Here is a 15,721-nt window from a genome sequence, read left to right as displayed (position 1 = left end):
AACATGGCGGGATGACGCTAAAAATCTCCCGCATCCTGCACGCAGGCTATGTCTTCGAATGCGATGGCACGCTGATCGCATTCGATCCCATATTTGAAAACCCGTTCAGCAGGAATTGCCACGCCTTCCCCGATGTGCGCTTCGATCATGCGCTGATACGCGGAATGAAACCGGATGCGGTGTTCATCTCGCATTTCCATGACGATCATTGTTCGCTGGAGAGCCTGGACCTGCTCGACCGCGATACGCCGATCTACCTGTACTGCCTGTTCGACGAACTGTTCGCGATGATACGGGAACTGGGCTTCGTCAACGTGCTGCCGTTGAAGGTGGATGCGTCGGTGCAGATCGGTGCGATCGAAGTTATTCCGCGCAAGGCTCTGGACTCTGATGTCGATTCGATGTTCCACATCCGCGCCGCCGGACTGAATGTGCTCAACGTAGTCGATTCGTGGATGGACCCGGAAACGCTGGAGCAGCTCAAGCCCTACGCGCCGTGGGACATGGTGCTGTGGCCGTTCCAGACCATGCGCGAGATCGACGTCATCGCGCCGTCGCGCGCGGAGGGCGGCGTGCCGCAGTTGCCGGAAGAATGGCCGGAGCAGTTGCAGGCGCTGGCGCCGCGCTACGTGGTGCCGAGCTCCTGCCAGTTCGTGCAGGAGCCGTGGTCCTGGTACAACCACGCGCTGTTCCCGATCACCTACCGCCAGTTCGCCGACGAGGTCAGCGCGTGGCTGCCCGGCGCAACTGTCGTGCGCCTGAATCCTTCGGTGTCGGTGGGGCTGACGCCGCAAGGGCTGGCGCCATCCGCGCCGCTGCCATGGGTGCAGCCGGTCGGCGAGCAGGATGTCGACTACCAATACGACGCCGATATCGCGCCGCCGCCAACGTCCGACATCGCCCGCCACTTCGCCCCGCTGAGCGCAGAACACACCGCGCTGGCGCTGGACTACTGCCGCACCGGCCTGCTCGAAAAATACCGCGACATGGAGCTGACGCCGGACAGCTACTTCGAAACGCCCTGCATCTGGCAGCTGTCGGTCTACGCTCATGACGGCGTGGCGCAGCAGTTCCGCTACCGCATCCACGGCGACGACATCGCGCTGGCCGGCGACGAGGAGGCGCCGACCTGGATGACGGAAATCCCCATCGCCAAGCTGTACGCCGGCCTGGCGCTGGGCGAGTCGCTGACGTCGATGTACATGCGCATCAACGGCGCGCCGCCCGATGCCGACATCGTCGATGATCCTTTGATACGCTGCATGTTTAACGACGCCTTCGGCGCCTACCAGTCGGCACAACTGAAACGCATCAAGGAGCGAACTGCAGAATGACGTCATTGATACCGGCGCTGGGTCGCTCCCTGGTTATCGCTGCTGCGCTGTGCGCCTTCACCGCGCAGGCGCAATCGGCGGCCGCCGCTTTGGACGACGGCCCCAGGCTGGAAACGACACCTGCGCCCGATCCGAAAGATACGCCTAAAATGGCGCAATGCCGCGCGCTGCTTGCCCCGCCGTTTCCGATAGCGCAGTTTGAAGCGCTGTTCAAAACGACGTTGATACTGGACGTGAAAAGGACGACACGAGAATGCATGTACGGCTATTTCGACAAGGCCCATCCCGATGCCGGCGCGCTGCTGGTGTTGAGTTTTTCACCCCGCGACTATTCGCTGAAGAACTATGAGTTAGCAAAAACCTTGCCGCGCGGTGAAGCGCCTCACCCGCCCGGCACTGTATTCGACCTTCAGTACCTTGAGTTCGGCCTGTACTTCGTCCAGGCGCTTACCGACGACCAGGACTGGGTGGTGGTGGCGACTTCGCGCAAGCAGGCCTTGCCCGAAGCGACGGCGCTGGCGATCAATTTCATGAAAACGGCGCCGATGCAGAATTGGGCGCGCCTGCCGGAATAGGTTTCGTTAGCCAATCAATATCACCGGGAAGCAACAGTATTGCCTGCCGTTCTGTTGAACGCGCCAGATTGGTGCGCTTGGGTCTACAATGATCCGAGAACCGATCACTGGGGGCCTTCATGAAAAGCAAATTCTCTATCAAGAATATTTTCATCGTGTTCTTTCTGGTCAGCCTCTCGCTGTCCAGTCTGACCTTGTGGGCGCTGGTGCGCATCTCGACCAAGGAGGGCGATCTGAACCGTGCGAACGAGGCGCGCTACCACTCCTACCTGCTGGCCGACGAATTGCGGCAAAGCTCGGACGACCTGACCCGGCTGGCCCGCACCTACGTCGTCACCGGCGATCCCAAGTACGAAAAAGAATACCTGGACATCCTCGATATCCGCAACGGCAAGAAGCCGCGGCCGCAGCACTACGAGCGCATCTACTGGGACTTCGTCGCGGCCGGCATCGACAAGCCCACGCCCGACGGCGACACCGTCGCGCTGGCCGAGCTGATGCGCCAGGCCGGGTTCACCGATGAGGAATTCGGCAAGCTGAAAGAGGCGCAGGCCAATTCGGATGGTCTGGTGAAAACCGAAGTCATCGCCATGAACGCCGTCAAAGGCCTGTTCGACGACGGCAGCGGCAAGTTCACCAAGACCGGGCCGCCCGATCCGGAAATGGCGCGCAAGATCATGCACGACGAGCAGTATCACAAGAACAAAGCCAAGATCATGCAGCCGGTGAACGAGTTCCTGGTGCTGCTGGACCAGCGCACCGGCGCGGCCGTGGCGAGCTCGACCCAGAGCACCAGGATGGCGTTCTGGACCGCGATCGCCTTGCTGGCGCTGCTGGTCGGCGTGTCGCTGTTCTGCCTGTTCATGATTTACCGCCATATCAAGCTCAGCTTCGACCACGCGATCGATACCGCGCGCAATATCGCGGCAGGCGACCTGGATCACGACATCCGCATCGAACGCGATGACGAGGTCGGCCACCTGATGGATGCGATGAACACCATCAACACCAACCTGACCAGCATGATAGGCCGCATCCGTTCCAGCACCGACGAGATGCTGGTGGCCACCGACGAGATCGCACGCGGCAATGCCGACCTGTCGTCGCGCACCGAGGCCCAGGCCAGTTCGCTGGAGCAGACCGCCAGTTCGATGGAACAATTGACCGACACCGTCAAGCAAAACGCCGACAGCGCGCGCTCCGCCAACCAGTTCGCGGCCGACGCCTCCACCGTGGCGGTGCAGGGCGGCGCGATGGTGGCGCAGGTGGTCGATACGATGGGCTCGATCAAAGCCAGTTCCAGCCGCATCGTCGACATCATCGGCGTGATCGACGGCATCGCTTTCCAGACCAACATCCTGGCCCTCAACGCCGCCGTGGAAGCGGCGCGCGCCGGCGAGCAAGGGCGCGGTTTTGCGGTGGTGGCGTCGGAGGTGCGCAACCTGGCGCAGCGCAGCGCGGCGGCGGCCAAGGAGATCAAGCAACTGATCGGCGCTTCGGTGGAAACGGTCGATGCCGGCAGCAAGCTGGTGAACGACGCCGGCAGCACCATGACGCTGCTGGTGGCCTCGGTGCAAAAAGTGGCCGACATCATGGCGCAGATCACCGCCGCCAGCCAGGAGCAAAGCACCGGCATCGGCGAGGTCAACCGGGCGGTGACGCAGATGGACGATATCACGCAGCAAAACGCCGCGCTGGTGGAGCAGGCGGCGGCGGCGGCGGAAAGCTTGCAGGAGCATGCGCAGGCATTGGCGCAGTCCGTCAAGGTATTCCATTTGAAGGGGGAGGCGGCGGCCCATCTGCAACGGCCGCAGCCAGCCGCGCGGACGGCGGCGCCTGTCCGGCTGGCGCTGCCAGGCCGGACGTAGCGCCGAGGTTAGCTGAACACCTTGTCGGCCGGCAGGTTGGCCAGGAAGGCGTGGATCTGCGAGACCACGGCCGCGCCTTCGCCCACCGCCGCGGCGACCCGCTTGGTCGAACTGGCGCGCACGTCGCCGATGGCGAACACGCCCGGCACACTGGTCTCCAGCGCCGCGCGCGACGGCAGGTCGCGCGGGTACACGCCGTCGGAGAAGTTGGCCCGGCACTGCGCCTTGGTGACGTCGAATCCGGTGCGGATGAAGCCGTGGGCGTCGACGTCGACGCCGCAGTCGCTGAGCCAGTCCGTATTCGGATCGGCGCCGATGAACAGGAACACGCGGCACACGTCGTAGTCGCATTCCTCGCCGCTTTTGGTGCCACGGATGCGGACCTGCTTCAAGCCATCCTCATCGCCTTCCAGCGCGACGATTTCGGTTTGCGTGTGCAGCTCGATGTTGGGCGTGGCCTGGATGCGCTCGATCAGGTAGCTCGACATGGTCGAGGCCAGGCTGTCCTTGCGGATCAGCATATGCACCTTGGCCGCATGGCCAGCCAGGAACACCGCCGCCTGGCCGGCCGAATTGCCGCCGCCGACCAGCACGATCTCTTCGGTCTTGCACAGCTTGGCCTCGATCGGCGAAGCCCAGTAGTACACGCCCTTGCCCTCGAACTGGCGCAGGTTGGCCAGCGACGGCCGGCGGTAGCGCGCGCCGCACGACAGCACCACGGTGCGCGCCTTCAGCCGTTGCAGGCTGCCGCACATTTCCACTTGCAGCGGATAGGTGTCGCAGATCAGGCGGCCGGCCGGGGCGGGGATCATCACCTCGACGCCGAACTTCTGCGCCTGCACGTAGGCGCGGCCCGCCAGCGCGCGGCCGGAGACGCCGGTGGGGAAGCCCAGGTAGTTCTCGATGCGCGCACTGGCCGCGGCCTGGCCGCCGTAGGCGCGCGTTTCCAGCGCCAGCACCGACAAGCCTTCGGAGGCGGCGTACACCGCCGTCGCCAGGCCGGCGGGACCGGCGCCGACCACGATCACGTCCCAGACTTTTTCGCTGTCGATCTCGGGCAGCATGCCGAGGCAGCGGCCGATGTCGACCACGGTCGGATTCTTCTTCACCACGCCGTCCGGGCACACCACCAGCGGCAGCTCCTCCGGCTTGGGCTGGTAGTGCGCCATCAGGTCGGCGGCCTGCTGGTCCAGTTCCGGATCGAGCACGCTGTGCGGGTGACCGTTGGCCGACAGGAAGCTTTGCAGCGTGTGGATGCGGCCGTGGCCGCGCGGGCCGACGATCACCGGTCCGCCGGAGTTCTGCTCGATCAGGCCGACGCGGCGCAGGATCAGCGCGCGCACGATGCGCTCGCCCAGGTCGGCGTGCGCCACCAGCAGCGCGCGCAGCGATTCGGACGGCAGCTCCAGCACCTCGACCGCGCCGATCGCCAGGCCGTTGCCCAGCGAAGGCCGGCCCGACAGCTGCGCCACTTCGCCGCTGAACTGTCCGGGGCCGTGCGTGGTGATGTAGGATGTATTGCCCAGGCCGTCGTAGCGGCTGACTTCGATGCCGCCTTTGAGCACCAGCATCAGGCCGAAGCTGGTCTTGCCGGCTTCGAAGATCAGTTCGCCGTCGTTGAAATGGCGCACGCGGCCGAAGCGGTGCATATGCTTGATGTCGGCCGCGCTGAGCGTGGGGAAGATCTGGTGGCGGCGCTTTTCCAGGTCGAGACCGGTGAGCGGAGTCGGCTCGTCCGGCGTGTCTTCGGGGAGCAGTTCCATAGGGGTTGTAGCCATGACGATTCCGGAAAATGAAAGTGGTGACAGAAGTGTTGCAAGTCTAGCGCAAGGCGGCCGCCCGGTGCAAAATCTTCAAGCTCGGGCAGCTTGCCATACGCGCAATCCGAACTCGGATTAAAATGCCTCTTTTGGCGAAATAACTGAAGATAGAACACGATGGCTTACAAGACTCTGGAAGATACGATAGGCAACACGCCGCTGGTGCAGCTGACGCGCCTGCCGGGCGCCGACGCGCTGGCCCGTAACAACGTGATACTGGGCAAGCTCGAAGGCAATAATCCGGCCGGTTCCGTCAAGGACCGCGCCGCCATGTCGATGCTCAAGCGCGCCGAGGAACGGGGCGACATCAAGCCCGGCGATACGCTGATCGAAGCGACCAGCGGCAACACCGGCATCGCGCTGGCGATGGCGGCCGCGCTGCGCGGCTACAAAATGCTGCTGCTGATGCCGGAGAACCTGAGCGTGGAACGGCGCCAGAGCATGGCCGCCTACGGCGCCCAGATCATGCTGACGCCCAAGACCGGCGGCATGGAGTACGCGCGCGACATGGCCGAGCAATTGCAGAAGGACGGCAAGGGCATCATCCTCGACCAGTTCGGCAACGCCGACAATTCGCGCGCCCACTACGAAGGCACGGGCCCGGAAATCTGGCGCGACACCGAGGGCCGCGTGACGCACTTCGTCAGCGCCATGGGAACCACCGGCACCATCATGGGCGTGTCGCGTTATTTGAAGGAACAGAATCCGCAGGTGCAGATCATCGGCGCCGAGCCGGAAGAGGGCTCGTCGATTCCCGGCATCCGCAAATGGCCGGAAGCCTATCTGCCGAAAATCTACGACCGCGCGCGGGTCGACCAGGTGGAGCCGGTGTCGCAAGCGGCGGCCGAACGCATGGCGCGCCGTCTGGCTGCCGAGGAAGGCATCTTCTGTGGAATTTCGGCGGCGGGCGCCTGCGAGATTGCGCTGCGCATATCGCAAACGGTGGAGAACGCAACCATCGTGTTCATCGTTTGCGACCGCGGCGATCGCTACTTGTCGACCGGGGTATTCCCGGCGTAAGGTGTTGCTTCCCTCTCCCCTGGATAAGGGGAGGGAGTCGCTACAGGACGGCGGCTGGAATCAGCCTTGGCCGCCTGGTTCGCCTTCTTTAGGCTTGAATTGCTTGTCGCTGATGCGGAACTTGTTGCGGCGATCGCCCATCAAGTAACGCAGGTCGCGGATGCTCAGGTCGCTCACTTCGTGCATGCGGATCAGCAGCGAAGCGCCAACCGGCAGGCGGTGGTGGCGGATTTTGCTGATGACCGGCGGCGCCACTTCCAATGCGCGCGACAGGGCTGCATCGTTTTTCAGACGCAGGTTCTCGATCAGGGTATCGAGCAGGCGGTTGGGATTGTATTGCAGCAGATCATCGCCATCCGCATCGTTGTTCATATCTATGCCGACTTGGTTTGTCATGATTTCGTCTTTTCCTTCTGTAAAGTTGTCCTGCAAAGTAAAACACTCGGAGCTCGCTTTGCTGCGTTAATGTTCATCCTTACCAAGGAACGAATTCACACACGGACGGATTCCGGGATAACAAGTTTCATAATATATACACAATTGTACAACAACACGCCTTCTAATACTCATAAGCAATAAAAAAACCTGATTGCCATGGGTTATTGTTGTCCGGTTGCAACATTGTGTGAGAATTATACACCCACTGATATGCTAAGCTGCCTGTGCACACTTTTAATGAACACACAAAGTTAATTATAAATTAATTTTGTTGTAGAACGGCTTACGTTTGCCGCGCAGTTACCGCAAGTTTGTACAAATAATTGCCAAGTGTCAACTAAACAATACAGCCAACAAGTCTGCGCGGCAACATACTTTACGCTTCCTTACAAACCGCCGCGCGCCAGACGCACGGCGCGCCCCAGCTCCACCACCGACATCGCATAGAAATAACTGCGGTTGTATTGAGTGATCGCAAAGAAATTATTGTTGGCCAGCCAGTACTCGGTGGGCTCGGCGCCGTTCTGCAAATCCACCAAACCGTAAGTCTGCTGTTCCGGCACCGGCACCGTGGTGGTGACGCCTGCCGCCGCCAGTTCCTGCGGCCGGTACTTGGCGCTCAAGCCCTGGTTGGTCATGCTTTCCCAGGCGCGGTTGGGCGACACGGCGGCAGAGTATACCAGCGGGCCGCCGACGTCGCGCTGCCAACCGTGCGCCACCAGGAAGGCCGCCACGCTGCCGATGGCGTCGACACCGGAGTTGAGCAGGTCGACCTTGCCGCTGCCGTCGAAATCGACCGCGTACTTCATTACGCTGCTGGGCATGAATTGCGGCATGCCGATGGCGCCGGCGAACGAGCCGCGCAGCGACAGCGGATCGAGCTCGTTCTGGCGCGCGAACAGCAGCGTCGCTTCCAGCTCGCCGCGGAAGAAGGCCATGCGCTCGGTGCGCTGCGGCGCCTCGGGATAGGAGAAGGCCAGCGTGGTCAGCGCGTCGACCACGCGGAAGCGGCCGGTGTTGCGGCCGTACACGGTTTCCACGCCGATGATGCCGACCAGGATTTCGGCCGGCACGCCGTACAGGGCTTCGGCCCGCTCCAGCGCGTCGCGGTTCTCGTTCCAGAATTTGACGCCGTTGTCGATGCGTACCGGGTCGACGATCAGGCGGCTGTAGGCTTGCCAGTTCTTCGGCTTGCCCGGCGGCGCCGGCTTGACCAGCTGCACCGCCGAATCGACGTAGCGCACCTGGCCCATCAGCGTGTTCAGGGCGGCGCGGTCGAAGCCGTCGCGGCTGGCGACCTCGTCGAGGAAGGCGCGCACTTCCTTCCATTCGCCGAAGTTGACGAACTCGCCGACGTAGTCGATCGGCGGCGGTCCCTTCTTGGCGGCGGGCGCTTTTTTCTTCGGTTGCATGCTGGGCGGCAGCTTGTAGCCGTAGGGGTCGACGGCGGCGGCCTGGCTTAAGGTGGCGGCGCCCAGCAGCAGGGCGGTAATCAGAGTCTTCATCGGCATAAGGGTAGCAGTGTTTTCAACGTCGTCAGCGACGCCGAGCGTGATTCGGAACCGGCGTCGCCATACTTCAGCGCGCCGTACAGTATTAAAAATTTCTCCATCGCGGCATGCTTGTCCGGGCCGGCCTGCATGGTGCGCAGGCGGGCGGCGTAGCTGAGCGGGCCCTCGTCCGGGCGGCGCGCGTAACCGTGGCGCGCCTGCTGCCGGCAAAAACGGTGGTACAGCCCGTCCAGCGGCGCCAGCGGCCGCTGTTGCCGCCGCCAGTACAGCCCATACAGCAGGCCGCACACCAGCGCCGCACCGAGTGCGCTGCGCCAGTTGGCGAAGGCCGAGCTTAGTTCTTCAAGGAAACCTCGCTGCCTCTCTGGATTGTAATCCAGGACCCATTGATTCCAAGCATTATTCAACGCGGCGTAGTTGAATCTCAGCTTGCCCAGCCACGAATTGGGGTCGTTTTGCAGGTTCAGCAGGGGGCCGAGGCCGAATCCGGACGACTGCGGCAGCGCCTGCGCCAGGTTGTGGGCGATGCGTTCGGGGGCGACGGCGGCGGTCGGGTCGATGCGGCGCCAGCCGGCGCCGGGCACCCAGAATTCGGCCCAGGCGTGGGCGTCGGACTGGCGCACGGTCAGGTAGCCGTCCACCGGGTTCAGTTCGCCGCCCTGGTAGCCGGTCACCACCCGCGCCGGCACGCCCATGGCGCGCATCAGCACCACGAAGGCGCCGGCGTAGTGTTCGCAGAAGCCGGCCTTGCTGCCGAACAGGAAGTCGTCGACCGCGTCGCGGCCCAGCAACGGCGGCTGCAAGGTGTAGGCGTAGCCGCCGTCATGGAAGCGCTGCAGCACTTGCAGCGCGGCGCCGGCGGCTTCGCGCGCGGACAGCGCGGTGTTGGCGGCGGCGTTGGGGGCGGCGCCCTGGCGCAGCGCGCGCGCCAGCGCCAGCGTGCGCGGGTTGAAGCCGGACGGCAGTTCGGTCCAGCGCGCCATGCGTTGCGGCTGCTCGTCGGCCTGCACGCGGAAATCGGTCCAGGCCTGGGCTTCGTAGCGCACCCGCTGCGTGACCGGCTCGCTGGTGAAGAATTCCAGTTCGTCGGAATCGCGCACGCGGTAGCCGGGCAGCGACAGCATTGGTCCGCTCAGCTCCAGCGCCGCCAGCCAGCGGGTGTTGGTGGGCTCCATCGTGATTTCGTGGCGGGTCGGCTGGCCGCGCGTGGCGACGCCGATGTCTAGCCGTTGCAGGCCGCGCCGGCGCGGCACGCGGGTCCAGGTGCGGCCGTCGTAGTCGCCCAGCACGATGCTGCGCCAGTACAGCTGGCTTTGTTCCGGCATTTTGTCGAGGAAGCGCACGCGGAAGGCCACCGCGTCCGACTGCGCCAGCGACGACAGCGTGCCCGGCGCCATGCTGTCGGAGATGCCGGTGTGGCCGCTGTGGGCGTCGCCCGGCAGGCCCCACAGCGGTCCCTGGATGCGCGGGAAGCCGACGAACATCAGCAGCGCCAAGGGCGCCGCCAGCAGCGCGGTCTTGGCGGCGGTGCGCAGGCGTTTGAGCAGCGGCGGCACGGCGCCGGTGTACTGGAACGATTGCTGCGCCGTCAGCAGCACGATCAGGGTGGCGCCCATGCACAGCGCGGTCAGCATGGTTTGCGAGTAGAAGAAATTCGTCAGCAGCACGAAGAAGCTGAGGAAGATCACCACGAACAGGTCGCGCCTGGCGCGCATTTCCAGCAGTTTGAAGGCCAGCAGCAGCGCCAGCATGGCGACGCCGGCGTCGCGCCCCAGCAGCGTGTGGTAGCTGCGGTAGACGCCGGCCATCGCGGCCACGGAGATCGGCAGCAGCAGCCACAGCGGCGGCATGCGCTTGCCGCGCCAGGTGATGGCGGCGCGCCACAGCAGCGTGCCGCACACCACGGCGCTGGTCCACAGCGGCAGGTGGTCGAAGTGCGGCGCCAGCACCATCAGCGCGGCGGCCAGCAACAGCAAGGTGTCGGACTTGTCGCGGGTCAAGCGCAGCGCCAGGCGGCCGCGCGCGCCCGCGCTGGCGGGCGACGGCGGTGGCACTGGCGCGGCGTTCACGCCTGCCCCTCGCGGCCGAACAGCGCCAGCGCGCGCAGGCAGGCGGCTTGGTGGGCGTCGCCCAGCGCCGGGCCGTATTCGTGCTGCGCCAGGCGGAAGGTGTAGGGCAGGGCGCGCTGCTCGGCCTCCAGCACCCAGCGCGTCATGCGCGACAGCTTCAGTTCCAGCGCCATCGACAAGGGCAGCTCGGCGAAATCGAGGCACAGCTCGGCCACGGCGCCGCCGTCGAAATGCTTGGTGACCAGCTGCCCGCCCAGCGCCGGATCGTGGCGGGCGATCTGGCGCCAGGCCAGGTGGCGCATCGGGTCGCCCGGCTGGTAGCTGCGGATGCCGGCGAAATTATCCAGCCCCACGGTGCCGTGGCCATCCTCGCTGGCGGCGCCGCTGGACGGCAGCGGCTGCGGCGGGAATTCGGGCGCCGGATACACCAGCGCCTTCAGTTCCGGCCGCCAGTAGCTCCAGGCGCGGAACAGGCCCAGCGGGAAACGGGTGACGAGGCGGATGCGCGGCGCCTCCAGCCAGCCGCGTTCGCTGGTGGCGGCCGACAGCCGCACCGCGCTGGCGCCGCCGGCCAGGATGTCGGTGACCTGGCGCGGTTCGCCGTCGGCCTGGAAGCCCAGCCAGACGGCGTAGCGATCGAGCTTGCCGCGGTTGTGCAGGTGCAGCTCGAACTGCGCCTCCTCGCCGGCGAACACCGCCTGCGCGCGCCCGGGCGCCAGCTGCAGGCGGGCCAGGTTGCTGGCGGTCTGGACCATGTCGGCCACGGCGCAGGCGCCGGCAAAGAAGGTCAGCGCGAAACCCAGGCCGAGGTTGTAGTTGAGGGCGCCGATCAGCATCAGCAGCAGCAGGCCGGCGAAGGCCAGGCCCGGCCGCGTCGGCACGATGAACACGCGGCGCATCGTCAGCGTGACTTCGCCCGGCTCGCTGGCGCCCAGCTGGAACAGCCACTTGTCGCGCGCCCGTCGGTAAAACTCGTACAGCGATGGCAGCGGGCCGTTCATGGCGGCCTAGACCGGCACCGACTTTTGCAGTTGCAGCACCAGGTCGCGGCTGGCCAGCGCCACGCCGTGCGCCGATTTTAATGGGCGCAGGCGGTGCGCGCAGACCGGCACCAGCACCGCCTGCACGTCTTCCGGCAGCACGTGGTCGCGCCCCTCCAGCGCGGCCCAGGCGCGCGCGGCCTGCAGCAGCGCGATGGCGGCGCGCGGGCTCATGCCCTCGGCGAACAGGCCGTTCTGGCGCGAGGCGGCGGCCAGCGCCTGCACGTAGTCGATCAGCGCCGGCGCGGCGTGGATCTGCCTGAGCGACAGCTGGGCTTCGGCCAGCTCGGCCGGCGCCATCGCCGGTTGCAGGGCCTTGAGCAGCACGCGGCGGTCTTCGCCCATCAGCAGCGCGCGCTCGGCGGCGGCGTCCGGGTAGCCCAGCGACAAACACATCAGGAAGCGGTCCAGCTGCGATTCCGGCAGCGGGAAGGTGCCGATCTGGTGGGTGGGGTTTTGCGTGGCGATGACGAAGAACGGTTCCGGCAGCGGCCGGGTGACGCCGTCGGCGCTGACCTGGCGCTCTTCCATCGCCTCCAGCAGGCCGGACTGGGTCTTCGGCGTGGCGCGGTTGATCTCGTCGGCCAGCAGCACCTGCGTGAAGATGGGGCCGGGGTGGAACACGAAGCCGTTCTTCTCGCGCTCGTAGATGGAGATGCCGTGGACGTCGGCCGGCAGCAGGTCGCTGGTGAACTGGATGCGGTTGAAGCGCAGCCCCAGCGAGATCGCCAGCGCGTGCGCCAGGGTGGTCTTGCCCACGCCCGGCACGTCCTCGACCAGCAGGTGGCCGCCGGCCAGCAGGCAGGTCAGCGCCTGGCGGATTTGCAGGTCCTTGCCGACGATGATGCTGCCGACCTGCCGGGCCACGGCGTGCAGTTTTGTGTACATGGTATCGATGGGAGTTGTGCGCTGTACAGATTCTATGCGAGAAACTGCCCAGGCGATACCATGCGGCCAGGCCGGTTATTCGGCCTGCTTCAGATTACGGTCGAGGAAGGTCTCGACCTGCTGCCAGAAGGCGATGCGATTTTCCGGGTGGCGCCAGCCGTGGCCCTCGTTGTCGTAGATGATGGAGGTCACGTTCGGGTTGTTGACCTTGACGGCGGCGGCGAAGCTGTTGGCGTGCTCGATCGGTACGCGGCGGTCCATCAGGCCGTGCGCCATCAGCAGCGGTTGCTTGAGTTCGGCGGCGCGCAGCAGCGGCGAGTTCTGGCGCAGCATCTCGGCGTCGGCCGGGTTGTCGGGATCGCCGACCAGCAGGCGCAGGCTGTAGCCCAGGGTTTCCCTCGACGCATCCGACTCGGTCGACGTGAAGCGCAGCTTGATGTCGGTCACGCCGGCCCATTCGACGCCGCAGCGGAACACGGCCGGGTCCTTGATCAGGCCCATCAGCGTGGCGTAGCCGCCGTAGCTGGCGCCCATGATGGCGACGCGCTTGGGATCGGCCCAGCCCTGCTTGGCGGCCCAGCGCGCGGCGTCGGCCAGGTCGTCCTGCATGGTGCCGCCCCATTGCTTCCAGCCGGCCCGGAAGTGCTCGCCGCCGAAGCCGGTGCCGCCGCGGAATTCCGGCTGGATCACGACATAGCCGCGCGAGGCCAGGAAAGCCGCCTCGGCGTCCCATTCCCACGAGCCGCCGCGCACCATCGGGCCGCCGTGCACCAGCACCACGGCCGGCTGCGGACCGCTGGCCTTGGCGGCCGGCAGCGTGACGTAGACGGGGATGGAGCGGCCGTCGCGCGCCGCGTAGTGGTGGAAGCTGCGCTTGCCCATCTGGGCCGGCTTGAGGTCGGGATGGGTGCCGCCCAGGCCGATCAGGGCGCCGGTGGCGCGGGTGTAGAGGATGAATTGCTGCGGCTGGCGGTCGGAGTTCGAGGCGATCAGCAGCACCGGGCTGGCGGCGCAGTCCTGGGCGCAATGCACGGTGTTGATGGTGCCGGGCAGGGCGGCGTCGATCCTGGCCTGCTCGGTCTTCATCACCGGGTCGAGCCAGGCGGTGGTGCCGGCGTCGGTGTGCAGATGGATGCCGAGCAGCTTCTTGGTGACGCGGTCGATTTCGGGGCCGCCGATGAAGTCGTAGCCCGGTGTTTCAACGAAGGGTTCGGCGTCCATCTTCATGGTCTTCAGATCGTAGCGGAACAGCGCGCCGTAGCCCTTGTAGTTGGCGCGCACGTACAGGGTGTCGGTGCCGTCGAAGAACAGCGGCGTGAAGCGCTGATCCTGGAAGCAGACGCTGTTGCCGATTTCGCGCCAGCTGGTGTCGTCGGCGTTGCGGTAGGAGGTGATGCAGCGGCCCTTGAGCTGCGCGCTCACCACGCGCGGCACGTCGTTGCCGTCGGTCAGCCAGGACTTGACCGCTTCCGGCTGGTTGCCGTCGAAGGCGCGGCGCAGCGCCTGGGTGCGGGTGTTCAGGCGCATCAGGCGCGAGTGGTCGGGCGCGCGGTCGGTGTTGTTCCACATGTAGCGCTCGACCAGGATGTCGTCCGAGCCGTCGTGGGTGACGCTGTTGTAGGCATATTCGGCGGTCAGGGTGCGGTTGACCAGATTGCTGCCGGTCTGCTTTTGCTGGTGGTTCCAGTTGCCTGCGATCAGGTGCACGCGGTTCTCGCCGTTGCGGTCGATGGCGAATTCGTCGAGATTGCCTTCGAATTCGATATCCAGGTTCTTGACCGTGAAGCCGAGGCGTTTTTCGTTGATCCAGTGGATGCTGGTGACGGTGGCGCGGTCGATGGCGGTCTTGGCCAGCACGGTCACCTTGCTCAGGTCGCTGGTGTCGCGCACGGCCAGCGCCTGCACGCCGCCGGGCAGCATGGTGGTGATGGCCACGTAGCCGCCCTTGGGCGACAGCTTGGCCTGGCCGATCTGGGGCGTATCAAAGAAGCTGGCGACGGCCGGGACGGCGTCGGCGGCATGGCCGTCAAGACTGAGCAGCGCGGCCGACGCCAGCGCAAGGGAGCGGAAGAAAGGAAAACCTGCCATGCATAACCTTCATTGTTAAATAATCGGCAATGATATGCGGCAATTGTTTTTTTGTCCATCTGATGGCGGCAGGCCATTCGGCCGGAGGGCTATCTATGGTAGATTAGCGCCTACAGAGCAGACCTTCGCGACATGACTACAGCCATCTACAGCCATCCCGATTGCGCCCGCCACGACATGGGCGAGTGGCACCCCGAATCCCCCGCCCGCCTGCAAGCGATTGCCGACCAGCTGATCGGATCGCACATCCACGACCTGCTGGAGCACCGCGAGGCGCCGCTGGTGGCGATCGCCGACCTGGAGCGCAACCACAGCCGCAACGCCATCGCCATCGTGCGCGACAACGTGCCGGCGCCGGGCGACAGCTATCCGATCGACGGCGACACCTCGCTCAACCACTACAGCTGGCGTGCCGCCCAGCGCGCCGCCGGCGCCGCCGTGGCCGCGACCGACGCCGTCATCGACGGCGAGATCTCCAACGCCTTCTGCTCGGTGCGTCCGCCCGGCCACCATGCGCGGCCGGTGGAGCCGATGGGCTTCTGCCTGTTCAACAACGTCGCCGTGGCCGCCAAGCACGCGCTGGACGCGCGCGGCCTGGCGCGGGTGGCGGTGGTGGATTTCGACGTCCACCACGGCAACGGCACCGAGGAGGCGCTGCTCGACGAGCCGCGCGCCCTGATGGTCAGCTTCTACCAGCATCCGTTTTATCCTTACACCGAGCCGGAGCCGATCAGCGCCCACATGGTCAACGTGCCGGTGCCGGCCCACACCCGTGGCGAGGCGGTGCGCAAGATCGTGCTGGAGCAATGGCTGCCGGCGCTGCACGCGTTCCAGCCGGAGATGATCTTCATCTCGGCCGGCTTCGACGCCCACCGCGAGGACGACATCGGCGGCATGGGGCTGGTCGAAGCGGACTATGCGTGGATGACGCAGCAGGTGATGGAGGTGGCCCGGCTGTACGCCAAGGGGCGCATCGTCAGCTGCCTCGAAGGCGGCTACAACCTGTCGGCGCTGGGCCGCAGCGTGGTGGCGCACGTGAAGGCGCTGGCCGACCTGTGACGCGGCGCCGG

General features: G+C 65.6%; 12 protein-coding genes. 5 read left to right on the top strand and 7 right to left on the bottom strand.

Annotated elements, in window-relative coordinates; genetic code table 11:
• Positions 1-11: 11 nt before the first annotated feature.
• The 3 genes from V6M89_RS19365 to V6M89_RS19355 all read left to right on the top strand — a co-directional run bounded on the left by V6M89_RS19365 (position 12) and on the right by V6M89_RS19355 (position 3,777).
• Complete coding sequence (locus V6M89_RS19365; protein WP_332854701.1) at positions 12-1,334, top strand: MBL fold metallo-hydrolase; 1,323 nt, start codon at positions 12-14, stop codon at positions 1,332-1,334.
• Between the two features lie 5 nt (positions 1,335-1,339).
• On the top strand, positions 1,340-1,909 hold the full coding sequence (locus tag V6M89_RS19360) for a hypothetical protein (protein ID WP_332854700.1): 570 nt from the start codon (positions 1,340-1,342) through the stop codon (positions 1,907-1,909).
• A gap of 119 nt (positions 1,910-2,028) precedes the next feature.
• On the top strand, positions 2,029-3,777 hold the full coding sequence (locus V6M89_RS19355) for a methyl-accepting chemotaxis protein (protein WP_332854699.1): 1,749 nt from the start codon (positions 2,029-2,031) through the stop codon (positions 3,775-3,777).
• A gap of 8 nt (positions 3,778-3,785) precedes the next feature.
• Here the strand turns inward: V6M89_RS19355 and V6M89_RS19350 are convergent, their stop codons facing one another.
• Entirely contained in the window at positions 3,786-5,555 is a 1,770-nt protein-coding gene (locus tag V6M89_RS19350; RefSeq protein WP_332854698.1) for an FAD-dependent oxidoreductase, read from the bottom strand.
• Between the two features lie 159 nt (positions 5,556-5,714).
• Between V6M89_RS19350 and cysM the strand changes: the two genes are divergently transcribed.
• Positions 5,715-6,617 carry a cysteine synthase CysM gene (gene cysM, locus V6M89_RS19345; RefSeq protein WP_332854697.1) on the top strand — a complete coding sequence of 301 codons (903 nt, stop codon included), beginning with the start codon at positions 5,715-5,717 and terminating at the stop codon, positions 6,615-6,617.
• A 60-nt stretch (positions 6,618-6,677) separates the two neighbouring features.
• Here cysM and V6M89_RS19340 read toward each other — a convergent pair whose 3' ends face one another.
• From V6M89_RS19340 to V6M89_RS19315, 6 genes are all read right to left on the bottom strand, one after another.
• The gene (locus V6M89_RS19340; protein ID WP_008446241.1) at positions 6,678-7,013 is read right to left on the bottom strand and encodes a hypothetical protein; all 336 of its coding nucleotides are present in this window, start codon (positions 7,011-7,013) and stop codon (positions 6,678-6,680) included.
• A gap of 428 nt (positions 7,014-7,441) precedes the next feature.
• Complete coding sequence (gene mltB / locus V6M89_RS19335; RefSeq protein ID WP_332854696.1) at positions 7,442-8,566, bottom strand: lytic murein transglycosylase B; 1,125 nt, start codon at positions 8,564-8,566, stop codon at positions 7,442-7,444.
• Positions 8,557-10,635: a transglutaminase TgpA family protein gene (locus V6M89_RS19330; protein ID WP_332854695.1), complete on the bottom strand. Its 2,079-nt coding sequence runs from the start codon at positions 10,633-10,635 to the stop codon at positions 8,557-8,559. The genes mltB and V6M89_RS19330 overlap by 10 nt, the downstream gene beginning before the upstream one ends.
• On the bottom strand, positions 10,632-11,636 hold the full coding sequence (locus tag V6M89_RS19325) for a DUF58 domain-containing protein (protein ID WP_332854694.1): 1,005 nt from the start codon (positions 11,634-11,636) through the stop codon (positions 10,632-10,634). The genes V6M89_RS19330 and V6M89_RS19325 overlap by 4 nt, the downstream gene beginning before the upstream one ends.
• Before the next feature lie 6 nt (positions 11,637-11,642).
• A complete protein-coding gene (locus tag V6M89_RS19320; RefSeq protein ID WP_332854693.1) occupies positions 11,643-12,563 on the bottom strand; it encodes an AAA family ATPase in 921 nt (306 codons plus the stop codon).
• 75 nt (positions 12,564-12,638) lie between these two features.
• Positions 12,639-14,651, bottom strand: a complete 2,013-nt coding sequence (locus V6M89_RS19315; RefSeq protein ID WP_332854692.1) for an alpha/beta hydrolase family protein — start codon at positions 14,649-14,651, stop codon at positions 12,639-12,641.
• A gap of 132 nt (positions 14,652-14,783) precedes the next feature.
• Between V6M89_RS19315 and V6M89_RS19310 the strand changes: the two genes are divergently transcribed.
• A complete protein-coding gene (locus V6M89_RS19310) occupies positions 14,784-15,710 on the top strand; it encodes a histone deacetylase family protein (protein WP_332854691.1) in 927 nt (308 codons plus the stop codon).
• Positions 15,711-15,721: the final 11 nt, after the last annotated feature.

It is taken from the genome of Duganella sp. S19_KUP01_CR8, assembly GCF_036688705.1.
In the GTDB taxonomy this organism is placed as follows: Bacteria; Pseudomonadota; Gammaproteobacteria; order Burkholderiales; family Burkholderiaceae_D; genus Rugamonas.
Note: the sequence above shows the minus strand (reverse complement) of the source record. Positions and strands in the feature narration are given on the sequence as shown.

Bases quoted from the DNA above. Each gene is read 5' to 3' on its own strand.
- V6M89_RS19325 (WP_332854694.1), bottom strand. From the start codon at position 11,636: ATGAACGGCCCGCTGCCATCGCTGTACGAGTTTTACCGACGGGCGCGC.
- mltB (WP_332854696.1), bottom strand. From the start codon at position 8,566: ATGCCGATGAAGACTCTGATTACCGCCCTGCTGCTGGGCGCCGCCACC.
- V6M89_RS19320 (WP_332854693.1), bottom strand. From the start codon at position 12,563: ATGTACACAAAACTGCACGCCGTGGCCCGGCAGGTCGGCAGCATCATC.
- V6M89_RS19365 (WP_332854701.1), top strand. From the start codon at position 12: ATGACGCTAAAAATCTCCCGCATCCTGCACGCAGGCTATGTCTTCGAA.
- V6M89_RS19350 (WP_332854698.1), bottom strand. From the start codon at position 5,555: ATGGCTACAACCCCTATGGAACTGCTCCCCGAAGACACGCCGGACGAG.
- V6M89_RS19315 (WP_332854692.1), bottom strand. From the start codon at position 14,651: ATGGCAGGTTTTCCTTTCTTCCGCTCCCTTGCGCTGGCGTCGGCCGCG.
- V6M89_RS19355 (WP_332854699.1), top strand. From the start codon at position 2,029: ATGAAAAGCAAATTCTCTATCAAGAATATTTTCATCGTGTTCTTTCTG.
- V6M89_RS19340 (WP_008446241.1), bottom strand. From the start codon at position 7,013: ATGACAAACCAAGTCGGCATAGATATGAACAACGATGCGGATGGCGAT.
- V6M89_RS19310 (WP_332854691.1), top strand. From the start codon at position 14,784: ATGACTACAGCCATCTACAGCCATCCCGATTGCGCCCGCCACGACATG.
- cysM (WP_332854697.1), top strand. From the start codon at position 5,715: ATGGCTTACAAGACTCTGGAAGATACGATAGGCAACACGCCGCTGGTG.